General features: G+C 52.3%; 10 protein-coding genes. 1 reads left to right on the top strand and 9 read right to left on the bottom strand.

Annotated elements, in window-relative coordinates; genetic code table 11:
* Positions 1 to 112 precede the first annotated feature (112 nt).
* The 7 genes from DQG23_RS36850 to DQG23_RS36880 form a co-directional block, all read right to left on the bottom strand.
* Positions 113 to 883 (bottom strand): SDR family NAD(P)-dependent oxidoreductase, encoded by a 771-nt coding sequence (locus tag DQG23_RS36850; RefSeq protein WP_158560897.1) that lies wholly within the window; start codon positions 881 to 883, stop codon positions 113 to 115.
* A gap of 17 nt (positions 884 to 900) precedes the next feature.
* Positions 901 to 2034, bottom strand: a complete 1134-nt coding sequence (locus tag DQG23_RS36855; protein ID WP_113036050.1) for a mandelate racemase/muconate lactonizing enzyme family protein — start codon at positions 2032 to 2034, stop codon at positions 901 to 903.
* A gap of 45 nt (positions 2035 to 2079) precedes the next feature.
* Entirely contained in the window at positions 2080 to 3423 is a 1344-nt protein-coding gene (locus DQG23_RS36860) for a family 4 glycosyl hydrolase (RefSeq protein ID WP_113036051.1), read from the bottom strand.
* 40 nt (positions 3424 to 3463) lie between these two features.
* Entirely contained in the window at positions 3464 to 4363 is a 900-nt protein-coding gene (locus DQG23_RS36865; protein ID WP_113036052.1) for a dihydrodipicolinate synthase family protein, read from the bottom strand.
* Positions 4364 to 4698: 335 nt separating this feature from the next.
* Positions 4699 to 5637 (bottom strand): carbohydrate kinase family protein, encoded by a 939-nt coding sequence (locus DQG23_RS36870; RefSeq protein WP_113036053.1) that lies wholly within the window; start codon positions 5635 to 5637, stop codon positions 4699 to 4701.
* Positions 5638 to 5661: 24 nt separating this feature from the next.
* Positions 5662 to 6609, bottom strand: coding sequence for a dihydrodipicolinate synthase family protein (locus DQG23_RS36875; RefSeq protein ID WP_113036054.1), 948 nt, complete (start codon positions 6607 to 6609; stop codon positions 5662 to 5664).
* On the bottom strand, positions 6606 to 7628 hold the full coding sequence (locus tag DQG23_RS36880; protein ID WP_113036055.1) for a LacI family DNA-binding transcriptional regulator: 1023 nt from the start codon (positions 7626 to 7628) through the stop codon (positions 6606 to 6608). The genes DQG23_RS36875 and DQG23_RS36880 overlap by 4 nt, the downstream gene beginning before the upstream one ends.
* Positions 7629 to 7972: 344 nt before the next feature.
* On the opposite strand from DQG23_RS36880, the gene DQG23_RS36885 reads away from it, so the two are divergent.
* Positions 7973 to 9247, top strand: a complete 1275-nt coding sequence (locus DQG23_RS36885) for an MFS transporter (RefSeq protein WP_158560898.1) — start codon at positions 7973 to 7975, stop codon at positions 9245 to 9247.
* A 146-nt stretch (positions 9248 to 9393) separates the two neighbouring features.
* On the opposite strand, the gene DQG23_RS36890 is transcribed toward DQG23_RS36885, so the two are convergent.
* Together DQG23_RS36890 and DQG23_RS36895 are read right to left on the bottom strand one after the other, a co-directional pair.
* The gene (locus DQG23_RS36890; protein ID WP_113036057.1) at positions 9394 to 9777 is read right to left on the bottom strand and encodes a LamG domain-containing protein; all 384 of its coding nucleotides are present in this window, start codon (positions 9775 to 9777) and stop codon (positions 9394 to 9396) included.
* A gap of 86 nt (positions 9778 to 9863) precedes the next feature.
* The gene (locus tag DQG23_RS36895) at positions 9864 to 16178 is read right to left on the bottom strand and encodes an Ig-like domain-containing protein (RefSeq protein WP_113036058.1); all 6315 of its coding nucleotides are present in this window, start codon (positions 16176 to 16178) and stop codon (positions 9864 to 9866) included.
* Positions 16179 to 16271 lie beyond the last annotated feature (93 nt).

Genomic DNA, 16271 nt, shown 5'->3' on the forward strand with positions numbered 1-16271 from the left:
CCCCTTAGATTCATCGGATTAACCTAGGGGGTTTTCCAATGTCTATTCTAAGGGGTGCACTTCATGATGGCCGAGGGTGCGTTTTTTGGTGAAAGCTAATGGGCGGGGATGCCTAGAGATTAAAGGCGCCGGTTATGTGCAAGTCTGTGCCCGTTACTTGACTGGACTCATCCGAGAGCAAATAAATGACGCCGTAGGCCATATCTTCGTTTGTCTGAAGACGCCCGCTCGGAATTGCTTCCTTCGCAATCGATTCCAGTTCAGCCATAGATGTCCCTTCCTTGGCCAGTAATTCCATTTCCCCCTCGGAGGCTACCCAGCCTACCGTAATCCAATTGGATCGTATGCGATCGCGTGCATACTGACCGGCGATGTGCTTGCTTAGCGTATGAAGCGCCCCCTTCGAGCAGGCATAGGCTGCAAGTCTCTCCGAACCTTTATACCCGTGCGTGGAACCCATATGAATGATAGATCCTCCACCGCTCTTTTTCATGGCGATCACGGCATATTTCGAACAGAAGAAAGCAGACTTCGCATTGACGTCAAAAATCCGGTCATAAAGCTCCTCATCCGTCTCCAGCAAACTTGCTCGCGGAAAAATCCCTGCATTGTTAATCAAACCGTCGATTTTCCCATACTTCTCCACACAAGTATCCATCAGTTTCCGGCAATTGGCGACCTGACTCAAATCTCCATGTATGAAGACAGCCTCCGTACCATATAAGCTCGAGATTTCATCAACGAATTTCCGGCCATCCCGTTCATTTCTGCCGCCTATGACTAAATTCGCTCCTTCTGCAGCAATCATCCGTGCGATCCCTTTACCGATTCCTTTCGTCCCGCCTGTGATGACGACAGACTTTCCCTTCAATCTGCCCGGCATGCTGTCCCCCCTTGCCATTACTTTCTGCGGCTTTCCCAGCCCGATTCGAATAACCGCAAAAAATTCTGGTCTCCGTACGGGTATTTCACTATCCGCTCTTCGATTAGGTCCGTTCCAAGACCCGGGGTGTCCGGTATTTCGATATACCCGTCCTTGACAACAGCCGTATTCGCCAAAATTTCCTTCGTCCATTCCGTATTCGTATCGTCAAAGCACTCCTGAATGAGCAAATTAGGGACGGCGGCCCCGATATGTGCGTTCACCAGCGTGCACAACGGACTTTGCGCATTATGAGGAGCAATATAGCTTTCATGCGCCTCTGCAATCGCCGCCGCTTTCATCATCATGCTGATGCCCCCGATGAGCAGCACTTCCGGTTGGGCGATGCTCACCGCTTTACTCTCCACCAGCTCGGCTATTTCCCGTAACGAAGTCGATCGTTCGCCGCTGGCTACAGGTATGGGAATTCGGCGCGCTACTTCGATAGTTGCGGCAATATCCGTAGACATAACCGGCGTTTCGAAGAACATCGGGTTGAACTCGGCCAACGCATGCCCTATCTTCACAGCTGTGCTAACAGAAAATCGATCATGCGCTTCGATTAATAAATCCACATTGTCTCCAACCGCATCCCTTACCGCACGAACGATGGCAAGCGACAGTTTTTCTTCTTCCCGATCGAGGAATCGATACGCATGGCCGAAAGGATCGAACTTAAGCGCCGTATACCCTTTAGCTACGACTTTAAGCGCGGCTTCGGCAAAGAAACCGGGATCTCGCGGTCCGCGATACCACCCGTTCGCATAAGCGCGAATACGCGGTCTCATCTTTCCACCAAGCAGCTGCCATACCGGAACGTCCAAGCTCTTGCCGAGAATATCCCAGCACGCTTGCTCAATGCCTGACATGGCAATCGAATAACCCAGGAATAACCCTTTTTTCATAGAATCGTAGATTTCTCCAATATTGCGCGGATCTTTGCCTATAAATAACGGCTTCATCTCATGAACGGCAGCTTCATGGGGTTTGGTCTGCAGCCCTCCGGTTACCTCGCCTAATCCGGTAATGCCTTCATCCGTATACAGCTTCACAAACACCCAATTTTTCCATTCGTTTCCGACAACAAACGTTTTCACATCAATAATTTTCATCGGTATGCCCCTCTACATTTCAATGGATGGAGTTCCCTCTATACGCTATTTCTTCTTGCCGAAATGTCTGGCTAATCCTTCATTCCGCGGATCGCCCAACCATTCGTTCAACAAGCCCTCCGCTTGCTCAATCGTTCTCGTTCGAGGATCGTATAGCAGAAATTGCATGAGGTATTCCGGATCCCCCGTTCGCATAGCCTGGACGATACATTCCGTCTTGTGCCAGCGCGGAATCATCTCTCCGACCACAATCTTATCGGGCAGCGGCGCGGAAGTAATCCCGTGGATACCGGATCCGTTCACTACAGCCGGGCACTCGATCACAAGATCCTCGGGAAATCCTTGTACGATTTGCCCCTTATTCGGGATATTGACTTGGTATACCGCTTCCTTATCGTTTACTAGCGAATTAATGATGGGTATGATTTGTTCGCCCCCTTGAACGGGTTTGAAAAACTCCGTTACTTTCCCGTGTTTCCCGGAAACGGCGCGCTCAATTTTCTCGAGGTTTTTCTGCGTAAGCTCCAAATACATGCCCCAACCGATCTCGGAATCGAAGCCGCCGTTCGGACCGAACCAGCGTTTCTTCGTTTCAAGATCCGTATGATACCACCAGCCCACAACGCGCGGCGCATCGCCAATCGGCAATAATCCGAACCGCTTATACTGATCGATGGCCCCACGGGTCATTTGCATGTCCATAAAATTGCTTTGCGGCTCTTGCCAATACGCTTCCGCTTTCCGCTCGATCCATTCATCCAGAAGCGGATACGCATCTTTTCCCTTGTAGAGAAAATCCGTCATCCAAATCCAATGATTAAAACCTTTCATTTTGGCGCTCACATGCTCTTTCTCTAACCCCAATACGCGGGCTACGTCCAAATATCCGTAATGACCATGACACAAACCGAGCACATTAATACCGGTTTCCCGGTGCATAAACGTACACCCTTCGAATACGGGATTTGCGGATTGAATCAATAAGGCATTCGGACAAATGCGTTCCATGTCTCGAGCAACTTCAAGGAAGAAGGCCATTTGCGGAAAATCCTGCAGCGGTACGCCTCGGTAATAGCCATGCCGCTCTCCCATGCCTCGCTGCGCTTCCGTCCAATCATGTCCGCCTACCTGAGCGGTATTAATAACGAAATCGGCCCCCTGAAGAGCAATCCGGTGATCAGTCGTCGTCGAGAACGAGAGGTCCCCGTCAATAGCCTCGGCCAGCATTTGCGCTAATTGATGAATCACCTTTAACCGTCCCTCATCAATGTCCATCAATACGACGTGACTTCCTCTCAAACCCGAATTGACGCATAAATCACGTACGATACCTGCTGAGAACACCGCACTCCCAGCTCCGATGATTGCAATCTTCACCTTGCTCCCCATCCCAATTCCTCCTTCTAGCTATGCTTGAATGCAAACGTGCTTACACTTTAAATAATGGTTTTAAATCTTCCAGAATTTGATCCAACTCCCTATGATCATAAGCATCTAGTGCGCAATGCCCCGCTTTTCGTATATAAGCGCTCTCTATAATGCCTCTGCGCTTCAAGACCCCCTTGTAAACGGCAAGGCCATACATGCCTTCCATGTTAAGCAGCGGCAGCATCCGATTGAATAAGTCGCGAGCCGCTCGTTGATCCCCGGACTCTAGCAGGTCCCATAGCTGTACGTGCACATCGCAGATTTCGCAGGCCGGCATCGTCCCGTCCACACCGCGCGCATACTCGTCAAGCAGATGTCTGCCCGCTACTCCGCCCTGAATTGCTTTTAATTTATGTCCGGCAAGCTCTTTAATTTTCGTAATATTGGGTCCAGGGGGCCAACATTCTTCTTTAATGCAATTCACCGTATCCGTCACATCCATGATCGTCACAAGCAATTCTGCCGACAGCGGTGTGCCTACGGGCGGCATATTGTTCTGGATCCACACGGGTAAACCTTTCGCTTCCTTATCGATGACTTGATAGTAGTGAATGATTTCTTCCGGGGCGGCTTTCTTGATATAAGGCGGCATTGCGATGAAAGAATCCGCGCCAACCTCTCGGGCATACCTCGCATGGTAAGCTGCATGTTCTGCAGTGGTGCCTGCAACGCCGGCAACAACAGGAATGATACCGCCTGCTTCCTCGACAGCAATGCGTACGACTCGTTTACGCTCTTCATCCGTGAGCGCGATAAACTCGCTCGCGTTCACCGGTGTGACAACGCCATGTGCGCCTGATTTCAAGCAAAACTGAACAATGTTTCGTAATCCCTGCTCATCTAATTGTCCATCCTCTTTGAATGGGGTTGGGGGTATAGCGAACACGCCTCGCAGTTTCATTTATATCCCGCCTTCCTTTTACAGTTTTTTTATATGAAGCCTTATGGCTGCATACCTGCATCAAGCATTGACTACCGACAACCACCCTCCTATCGGAATCCTTCCATTCAGTCTTTCTGCGGCTTATCGTAGCCCGATCTTTCGTTACAAGTCGATATCCAAATGTTTGGCGGACAAAAAGAAAGATCGAACCGCTTGTGCGATTCGATCCGATCATGCGTATATCCGATATGGCGCGCGGCTTAAAGCCCGCCGTTCATTACGAAACGATGTTCAAATGTTCGGTGCTCCGCCGCATGGCTATTAGGGAATCCAAAGGTCGGCGGCATCCGCCGTCAATCCGTTTTGGCGCCCGCGATAAACGCGAGCACATCCTCGTGCCGGGGCACGCTGCCGGCGCCGCCGATCCGCTGTGTCGCCAGCGCCCCGCTCGCGTTCGCGAACATCAGCATATCGGGGTCGCTCATGCCCGACAAGAAACCGTAAATCAAGCCGGCATTGAACGAATCGCCGGCACCGGTCGTGTCGACCGGGGTGACGCGGAACGGCTTGCCCTCCAGGCGGGAGCCGTCCGCGCCGTAGAGTACGGCGCCGGCGCCGCCGCATTTGACAGCCACGCGTCCGCGCGATTCCGGCAACCTTGCCGCCGACTCCTCCAGCGTCGATCCCGGGAAGATCCGGGTAAACTCGTCGCGGCTCGGGATGAACAGATCGGTTGCCGTCAACAGGCGGCCGATCGCATCGGCATGCCAGTCTTCGTTCGGGTCCCAGCCGGTGTCGAAGGATGTGGTGACGCCGGCGTTCCGGGCTTTGGCGAAGACATCCTGCCAGTGGCCGCGCATCCCTTCTTGCAGAAAGTAAGAGCCGAAGTGAATATGATTGCCTTGCATATACGCAGCTTCCGGAATATGGCGAGGCTCCAAACTGCGGATCGAGCCCATGTAGGTCAGCAGCGCGCGGTCCTTGGCCGTCGACATCGAGATCGTAACGCCGGTGCGGATAGCGGGATCGACGGTCACGTAAGACGTGTCGATCCCTGCCTGCCGCAGCGACCCGATCATAAATCTGCCGTAGTCGTCGTCGCCGACGACGCCGACGAACGAGACGTCCGCGCCAAGCCCTGCAAGCACGCAGGCCGTGATGGCGGAGGAGGAGCCCATGGCCAGCTCGAACGTATCGGCCAGCTTCTCTTTGTTCCACTCCGGCAAAATGTCAATGCCGGTCAAAATAAGGTCGACGTTTAATTCGCCGAGAATAAATACGCGATGTGTCATGCTGCGCCTCCCGTTATGCAACATTTATTGACGATCCGCAGCTTGAGAAGACGCGGCGATCCTTACCGGGAATGCTTGCGAAACGCTTCGGAATTGCTCGACCTCGAGCCGCTGCGAGGCGGTCAACACGACGCCGCGTTTGGCACGGGAATTGACGAGCAGAGGAACGCCTTCCAACTGCAAATAATATTTGGCGTTGAGCGAATAATTTTGCGTCTCCAATACGGACGAAAACCCGAGGAAGTTTTGCAGCGATTCCGCTTGCTCGGGCGAAGCTGGCCAATTGCGAACAAGCTCGACATACAGCTCCGGATGGAAGTTGGCCATCACGCCGCTGAATCCGGCATATCCAAGCCGGAGGCTGTGCAGCAGCGTCGCCGAGTTGGCGTTGAACAATTGCAAACCGCTTCCGGAGCATCTGCGGACGCGATCCTGCAGGATGGCGGGATCGCAGCAAGTATCCTTGAGGAACGAGAATCGTCCCGAAGCGGCGCACCAGTCGATCAGCTTTTCGGACAGCAATCTTTTGTACGGATACGGACATTCATACATACCGAAGCTCATGTGAGGGAAAGCGTCCAAAATGACGCTCGCGCGCTCGATCCATACGTCGTCGGATTCCTCCGCGGCGGCCAGACGATTCGTGACCAAGACGAAAGCGTCGATCCCCGTATCGGAAACAAGGCGAATCTCTTCGAGCTGCTGCTCCAGCGAGTCGGAGACATGGCCGGAGGCGATGACGGGCACGCGTCCTGCCGCCTGCTTCACGACGAATGCGGCGAGCGCTTCGCGTTCCTCCGTTTCGAGAAAAAACATTTCGCTGGACTGGCAAACCGCGAACAAGCCGTCGACGCCTTTGGCGATATACCATTCCACTAGCGCTGCAAGCGCTGAATAGTCGATCTGAAGCGAGTCGGTAAACGGGGTGATCATGGTCGGCCAAACGCCGGGTGCAATACGATTCGTAGTCATAGGTTCTTAACCTCCGGACAAGAATTACGGTACACGATATGCGTTGCGAACGTCTCGATGACGGCAAGCTCGCGGCCGGGGTCGATTAGCTTCGCAAGCAGCCCGATCGCGGCTGCCGCCATCCGCTCGACCGGCAGATGGACGCTTGTGAGCGAAGGAACGGTGAAGGCTGCGCCCTCTGAATCGTCGTAACCGACGACCTGGATTTGTCCGGGCACCTCGATTCCCCGTTCTCGGAACGCCGTAAGCGCGCCGATCGCCATTTGATCGCAAAGCACGAATAACGCTTCCGGCAGCGGCGGACCGGACGACAAGCGGGCAGCGGCCTCGTATCCCCCTTGCTCGGAGAATGCGTCCAGCAGCCGATGTTCCCCGGCCACCAACATGCCGAGCCGCTCCGCCGTCTCCACAAAGCCCTCTTGTCTAAGCTGGATGGCTTGCGAGGAGACATGGGGGGTGATCAGACCGACTTGCCGGAAGCCCTTGGCATGGAACAATTCGGCCACCTCGCACCCTGACGCGTAATGATCGACCTGAATGGAACGGTACCCTTCCTGGCTTCGTTGATAAAGCACCACGGGCAGAGGCAGGTTCACCTGGCTGAGGTAGGCCAAATCGAGCTCGGTAGCGTTGGCGATAATCGCGCCGTTGAACCGCGTCCCGCGAAGCAAGCTAAGCTCTTTCCCGAGACAGGAGGAGGCATACGGCTGAATGAGCAGCTCTACGCCGTTCTCCTGACAAAGCGGCGAGCTTTGGATGCCTTTGAGGAAGCGCCCCATCAGCGAGGAACGCGTGTCCCAAGTCCAAAACAGGGCGACGACCGGAACCCCGGTATCATCGGCAGTTCGAAGCCTCCTGGCAGGGATGTTCGGACGGTAGTTGAGCGCCCGTGCCGCCTCCCAAACCCGCTCCCGGGTAGCGGCTGCAATGCGCAGCGCGTCTCCCTTGCCGTTCAGGACGGCCGATACCGTGCCGTTCGATACGTTGGCTAACTTGGCAATATCGCGAATTCCGCTCATAAAAATAACTCCTTACTCCGTTTGCTAAAACGTTATAGCAAAATATACAATTCGATCATAGTGGATTCCCTTATCCTTTGTCAATTTATTTGGCGAACCAAACGGTTTGCTCGTTTATTGGCCAATTAGAGGAAACGCGTGTTAGCCTAACTTGGCTTGAATTAATCGATCAAACGCCGCTATAAATCTTCTGCTAAATGACTTCGAAATGACCGTATATGAAAGAAAGAATTCGCTTCACAACATGTTCATTTATAGACGCTAAAAAGTGAGCGGAAGTTCATTGCCCGTATTATAATGTTTACAACCGAACCATATAAAACATCACTAGGAGAATGATTACCTTGCCGGGTCAAACCAACTCGCTTCAAAGAAAATCTTTGAAAAACGCCCATTACGAAGCTTTCATCTCGACGGTTTTTGCCAATCTTCTCCAAGGCCCTTATTTAACCGGCTACTTATTGTATCTAGGGGCCACCGCCGGACAAATCGGTTTAATTATGTCGATTCCGCTAGTGATGAATGCCGTTGTTATTGCATCCGCTTATTTTATGGAAAAATATCCGAACCGCTACCGGATATCCTTAATCGGTTACTCTATTCACCGCTTTTTATTATCGGCTTGCGGATTGATTCCTTTTGTTTTTCCTCAAGAGTGGTGGATACCGGTATTTTTAATCATGTATTCGATTCTAAGCTTCTCCGGGTCATTTGCTTCCGTGCCGTTTACGACATTATTTACCGACCTGGTGCCAACCCAAGTGCGTGCCAAATATTTAGGCCAGCGATTCACGTTGACCGGAATAGCTGCGTCTATCACTATACTGACCGCCGGCTGGTGGCTGGACCGGTTAAATCATACCGAAGGATTCGCCTGGCTTTTTATCGTTGGATTCCTTATGGCCATTCTGAATATGATCGTTATCGGAAGATACCCGAACCTCCCTTATACCCCTTCCGAAAACGGGTTATCTCTTCAGCATCTGTTAAAGCCGTTTCGCAATTCTACCTTTATTAAGTCCGTTTTGTTCGTATCCATTTGGATTATGGCGCAGGGCAGTACGATTTCTCTCTTCAGTTATGTGATGCTGGATATTATGAAAGTGAATTACGAATGGCTGGGTATATCAAATACGCTATTGGCCGTCATATCCATAGTCGCCTTTTCCATTTGGGGGAAATTAAGTATCAAGTGGAGTGCGCAGAAGCTGCTTTTGTGGGTTTTTCCGCTCAACGCGGTCTCGGTTATGTTATGGGGGTTGCAAGCCTTTATTCCCGTCCCGTTCATGCTTATTATTGTCTATACCTTTTTGGGTGTAAGCATGGCAGGGTTCGGTCTGCTTGTCTTCAACTTCGTAGTGAGCAATGCGCCCAAGAAGGATATGCCGATTTATTATGCCGTATATGCTTCCCTAACCGGTTTGTTTGGATTTTTCGGACCGTTGATAGGCGGCCTCCTCTTTGATTACATTAAAACCTGGCCGCTCTGGTATCAGGAGTACGGCTTGCTGGTCTGCATCGGACTCCTGATGCTGCTTGCATCGCTAACGATCGCTTTCCGGATCTTTCATGTGCGGCGTACCCCGAGCGCAGCAAGCGATCAACATGCCAGTATGTAAATCTGGCGCCGAAGACATATGCAATCGCACCGGCGATCGGAAAAATTCCGGCCATGCTCGTCCACGCCTATATCAGCGAATAATTATTTGCTGACACGCTTAAGCTTCTAACGGTCATCGGCATTTGTGCCGCGTTTTTATTGGCCTTACACGTGGTTTACCGCCGTTATTTTTATGCTGCTTAACAAATAACGGCGGTAAATGTCACGGCAATCGGACTTGATCCTGATTTTCCTCCGAGCTAAACCTCTCGAATAAAGAACGATTCTGTCAGCATCCGTTTTAGCGGCCGGTTCATAGGTAAACAGCGAATTTCCGTCAATGAAAACCTCGGCCTTGCCGTTCACCACGTAAACCTGAATATCATGCCATTTGTCATCGTGTACCGTGATCTGTTTCCTGACCCAAGAATTCTTATTGTCCAAGCCGTAAATGCCGTCTTTTTCGATACCCGGCTGCAGCAAATGAGCCCCGTCATCTACGCGCAAAACACTGGTTCCGTAAGTTGGCGTAAAGCTGTTAATTTTCACTCTCCATTGGGAATTACCTACCTATCATTCTTGGAATTACTTTCTTTGACATTAGCGCTTCGCCTGAGCAGCCGGATCGACCGCATTCACGGCAACAAAAATACAATGATTGGATTAACTGCTGTGTTTTCAGATTTCTGCGTGTACGTTCCCGCGTAAGTGACCCCGTAGGAATAGGCGCCCGCCAGCAATTCCTTGTTTGCTTCCCCTCCGGACGTCGTGCCGAAAGACCGCCAGCTTCCTGCGTAATATTTGACTTGGCCGCCGTCAAGCGCGTTCCCTTGACTGTCCTTCAACTGGACCTTGACATTCACGGTCTGGAACCCGACTACCGGATCATTCCCCGTGTTCTGCGCTTTCTGGTTATACGTGCCCGCATAGGTAATTCCGTAGGAATAAGCGCCTGTCAGCAGTTCCTTGCTTGCTTCTCCTCCGGATGTCGTGCCGAAAGGCCGCCAGCTTCCTGCGTAATATTTGACCTCGCCGCCGTCAAGCGTGTTCCCCTGGCTGTCCTTCAGCTGCACCTTGACGTTCACGGTCTGGAACCCGACTACCGGATTGTTCCCCGAATGTTGCGACTGCTGATTCGTCGTTCCTTCATATGTCATGGAGAATGTATAGGTCTTGTTCGGCAGCTTCTTTCTTGCCCGCCCGAAGGAATCCGTTATGCCAAAGTCTTTCCAGCCTCCGTCGTAATATTTTACGACACCTCCGCTTAGGGGGCTGCCATGGCTGTCCTTCAACTGCACGATAACATCGCTCGTTACCGTCACTTTGGTTGCCGCCGTCAGCCCGCCGTTTGCTGTTGTTGCCGTAACATACGCGACTCCCTCGGTAACCGCTGTAATGTTTCCGTCATGATCGACTATCGCTACATTTTGATTATCTGTGCTCCACAGCACCGTTTGGTTCGGGCCCGTCACAGGAGCGATCGTTGCCAACAGCTTTTCCGTACCTCCCGGCGGCAGCACGATGTCCGTCTGATTCAGCTCAATATCGGTCGGCATAGGGCTCTCTGTCCCTCGGATCATTTGGATGGAATCGATATATACCTCATTCGTCCCCGACTGCCAGTCGAGCGGAATATTGTAGATAAGTAAGCCATCGGTGCCGGTCGGTTGCGCTCTGCCCATTCCGGAATGCTCGACCAGTTTGACGCCATCCAGCCACAAGGACAACGTTTGCTCGCCATCAAAAACAATTTCCCAATCGAGAAAAGCTTGATCGTCAGGCATGTTCAACTGATCCTGAGTATTCGTTGAGATCCCCAGAAACATCACTTTATTCTTATCGTTGAAGGTGATGCTGAAATGTTTTTGATTGGCCGTTATTTTGAAAATGACCCCGCGATTGATAAGGTTCTGGGATGGCGTCATCAGATCGACAATGCGCGCATTCAGCTTCAGTCTCCATGCGCCGGGACCAATCGTGAAGTTTTTGTTCATCGTGACATAATTCGTCCCCGCCTGCTGATCCCCATAGAATAAATATTGGCCTGCATCAACCGGCTTCATCGCCGTCCCGTTCGGGTTTCCTTTGGAATTGACGGAGTCGGTTATATACGCACCTGTCTTCGGCGCAGCGCTTACTCCCCATGCCGCGCTGGTCAAATTCGATGCGTTATTGTTCAACAGCAGGTTGTTGGGCGTGCCGCTTGTCGTCACCAAGCCGTTCACCCATGTCGCCGGGTAGGCCAGCTCGTGCCATTTATTCACCTTGACTTTATCCCCGAGCAGTCCAAGCGCGTTCGTCCCCGCAATGTTGTTGAACAGGTAAATCCCGTCATAACCTGCCTCATAGAACTGATGGGAGCGCAGAAGATATTGTTCCTTCGAGACGTTAGCTCTTGATATGTTGCTGGCAACGCCCCGCTTAAGCAAATCTTCCTCCTGTTTGGACAAATCGACTCCAGCGATATTGTAATTGATCCCGCCGTACAGCTTCACATTCGTTCCGCTCACCATAGCGGCAAACTCGTCAAGATTGCTCCAAAACTTCTCGCTATTGACCGAAGAAGGAACCAGAATATCGATGAGACCTTCATCAATCCAGGTTTGAATATCAAACCCGTTTTTGAAATAATCGTGATCCGGCACCCGTACGGAAATGCTCATCCCAGGCAATTGCTGCCGCAGCTCCCGCATGAAGTCGGTCAAAATATTCGCCCGATATTGCTGCCACCGCTGAGCGCCCGCCAGAGTATGCTCCAGCTTCGGATCGACGCCATACTCGGCTATATATCCCGCCATAATGGCAGGCTCCCAGCCCAGCACATACGGATTGCGGTTGAAATCCAGCTCGATCCCTTTCACGCCCTGGAAGGACGCGGCTTCCTGCAGCAAAGCCTTGATCGTTCCGCGAAGCTCCGAGTAGCTGTAGCTCAAGTTGTTGCCGAGAGGCGCGCCATAATAAGTCAAATAGCGATAAGCGTCATATTGCGGGTAAATGTTGCCGTTCAGCCACGGATACTGATTCATCGGATAAAAAGCGTTCACCCTCAGCGATGCAAAGGTATCGATGCCGATATCCTGCGAGTGTTGAGCCACGATCTGCAACGGATTTTTGCCGTCCGCTACGAACGCAAGCGTGACATCGCGAATTTTTTTGTCGACATCCCTCATTAGCTCTTCCTGCTGCGGGGTCAAGCTCGTATACGGGATTCCCGCAACCTCGCTCTCGTAGAAGGTGAGGAATGTCGTGCCGGTGGCATAATAGATCGCGCCGACGTCCCGATTCGCATAAATATCCACATCATTTGTTTTCAATGAGGCTTCATCGGTGACCTTCCCGGTAGCCATGTCGGTATTCGCGTCATTATTGTAAATGACCCGTTTGCCGTTTACGCCTTCATCCACTTGGGAGGCGACCATGATTTCGCTTTCTGTCAGGCTTTTGAATTTGAGATAGGCGATTCTCGCCTGCTTCCCCGGCTCAGGTGTAATGGTCAGCATATTTCCGTCGAAATCCGCAGCCATCACATACACTTCGGAAACCGCTTTGCCGCCATATGCGGTCGCCGGATCGAATTTGGCTCCGTCGATTAAGACAGTCTGCCCGTATACGCCGTCCGTTACGGAAAATCCTTGCGTACCGGATATGTAGCCCGCATAGACGCCAAACCATCCGGTGAGCGGAACAGGCACCTGCAAGGCGGCTGACTCATTCTGGCTTTCCAGGATGACTCCTCCCTCATAGGACCCGTCGTATTGGTAATGCGCTTGCTTCCACCCTGCGGCAATCGGATCTTGACCCAGCGTATCTTTTAATTCATGCATTTGCGTATACAAAAATACATCATCGTTAACCGCCGTTATCGCCTGATCGGGATACGCCGAATGAACTTCGGAACGCAGCTCCACGTCTTGCGTCAAGCTCGCAAACTCGTAGTTGCCCTGCATCAGTTTTACGCTTAGCTTCATTCGCCCTGTTTGCCCTTGCGGGTTTATGTGCACAGGAATAATCGATTCCGTAACCGCTTGATTCGTCAGGCTGACGCTTTGATTATTCTTGGTCAATTCCGCTCGAAGCGTCAGGCTATGATCGGCAATCCAGCGCGGATCAAGATCAGATGCGCTGACAATGACATCAAGCGATGCGGAGTCGGATTGCGGCAAAATCGTAACGCCGTTCAGGAACGGTTTGTACCACAAAGATCGGCCGCCCGTTACCAGCCGGATTTTGTCCACATACACCTCGGTAGCGCTGCCGCTCGCCGCTCCGACGGAATTCTGGATAATGGCGATCCGATCGGGTTCCGCAACGCTGAGACCGGCTCCTTCAACGACGGCAAGCTTCACGCCATCCAGCGCTACGAATGTACGCGCATACTCGTCCAGACCTATTTTCCAATTGTGGAAATTCGTATCCTTGGGCAAGTTGACCGTAAACTGCTCATAGGAGCCAGGCTCATTTTTCAAAATGAACAACTGGTTCTTGTCGTTTAACGTAAACGAATATTTTTTCGAATCCGCCACAATCTCGAAAATCAGCCCTTTTCCAGGATCGCCTGCAGTCGTAAGAAGACTAGCGATCCGCGCGTCAACCTCCACAGTCCACGGCTGGCTGCCAAGCTCGACGGGCTGGTAGACCCTTGTCGCCTCCGTTGCCTGGTTGTCGCCGTAAATCAGGTACCGTCCCGCTTCGACAGTCTTCATGCCTGCAATCGTTCCATTAGACTGGAAGCTGTCTGTCACATACGTTCCGGTTTTGGGCGCGTCAGCCAGCCAGCCTCTCGTATCGAGGCGATCGGCCTCATCGCGAATCCTTTCGTTATTCGCTGTTTTGACGAGCTTAAGATGCTCCAAATAAAACTCATTCGTGCCGGACTTCCATTCCAGAGGGAAGTTTGTAATCGTGATTCCGTCCGTCTTCGTTGTCGCGAGCCCAAGCCCTTCATACTCGGCTAATTTCACATGATCGCGCAGCAGCGACAGCGTTCCAAGTCCGTCGAACGCAATCTCCCATTTGTGCAGAAGATTGTCCGTCAGCCCCGGTACCTGTTTCTCATAGTAGGTGCCGCCGGAATCCTTTTGCAAGATGACTTTGTCCTGTTCGTTGAAGGTCACCCGGTAAAGCTTCTTATTTGCCGTTATGTCAAAGTTGATTCCCATCTGGGTCTGGGTATCGAGCGGCGTAATCAAATCTGCGATTCGAGCATCGAATTCCAGCGTCCATGCGCCGGAGCCGATCGGCACATTTTTCGTTATGGCGGAATAGGTGCGATTATCGTTCGCTACCTTATCGCCATAAAACAAATATTGCCCCGGCTGAACCTGCTTGAGCGGCAGCTGATGCGGATTCCCGGAAGAAACGCCGGAATCGATCGTATACGCATTCGGCACCGGAAACGCAACGGGTCCGGTAATCCAGCCGGCAGCTTGTAAATTTGCGGCATCATCCTCAAATAACGTACCGACTACGGTCTGCGCCTGCACATGAGCGCGAGCCAAGAAACCGCCGTCGTACGTCGCGGCCGTAACTTTCGCATCGCCGACGGAAACAGCCGTAACGGTACCGTCCTGCTGAACGGAAGCGACTGCCGGATCACTGCTGCTCCATATCACCGTTTTATCGGAGGCAAGCTCGGGAAACACATGGGCTGTCAGTTGTTCACTGTCGCCTACGGTTATGGCCGTCTTGCGTTTGTTTAACGCGATCCCGCTGACGGGGAGCGGTTTTACCTCTACCTGTGCGCTGGCCGTAAATCCGCCGTCGGCCGTCGTTGCCGTGATCGTCGCCATGCCCGGAGACAAGCCGGTCACAGTCCCTTGCGCATCCACCGTCGCGATCGACGTATCGCTGCTCGACCATTGTACAGCCTTGTTGCTTGCCTGAATCGGCTGTACCGTCGCGGTCAATGAAGCTTGATCCCCCGCGACAATGGCGTTTTCTGCCGGATTCACCGCAACCCCGGTAACCTCGATCTCGCCCATGATTACGGTTATCGCAGTCTGCGCTGTATAACCGCCGTCGACTGTTGTTGCTGTAATCGTCGCTTGACCGGCGGCCACAGCCGTAACAATGCCATTCGCATCGACCGTCGCGATAGTCGGGTCGCTGCTCGCCCACGTCACGCGCTTGTCTCCGGCATTGGCAGGCGCAACGATTGCCGTCAGCGGCACATATGAGCCTGCCATCATCGTAAGATTGGCCGGATCAATGGACACAGCGCTTGCGGGTCGATACAGCTTCATATGATCGAGATACACTTCATTCGTTCCCGCTTGCCAATCCAGCGGAATGTTGTAGATGATCATGCCGTCAGTCGTTCCAGGCAAAGACCTTCCCATCCCTGCATGCTCGGCCACTTTGACGCCATCCAGCCAAAGAGAAACCGTCTGGTTCCCGTCAAAATTAATACTCCATTCATGCAGGTCTTGATCCGCCGGCATCGTTAACCGATCCTGGTACGTTGCCGCAGAGCCGAGAAACATCACCCTGTTCTGATCGTTGAAGGTAAGACTATACTGCTTTTCATTTGCATGGACCCGGATAATGACGCCCCGGTTCACCTGGTTTTGAGACGGAGTCATCAAGTCGGCAAATCGCGCGTTGAACTTCAGCTTCCAGGCTCCGGAGCCGATCGGAAAGTTTTTCGCCATCGTGATGTAATTGGAGCCAGCGGCTTGATCGCCAAAAAGCAAGTATTGACCAGGCTCAACCGGCTTCATCGCGACTCCGTTCGGATTCCCTTTGGTATTGCCCGAATCCGTAATGTACATGCCGTTTTTCGGTACAGAGCTGACGCTCCAGCCTGCAGCCGCAAGACTGCTCATGTCATCCTCGAAAAATACGCCGTTCGTTTCGCCGAAAACAAGTGCGGAATGGTAGATGGGGAACATATTCACGATTAACATGACCGCTATGCCTATTCGAAGCTTTCTCAACCATCTTCGTGTCATAAAACGTCCCTCCCAGGGGGTTTATTGGCGACACAACTTCTACATCCTTAACGGCAGCGACATCATAAAAAACCGGGTATTCCGGCAAAATCG

The organism is Paenibacillus contaminans, from assembly GCF_003285015.1.
GTDB lineage: Bacteria > Bacillota > Bacilli > Paenibacillales > NBRC-103111 > Paenibacillus_V > Paenibacillus_V contaminans.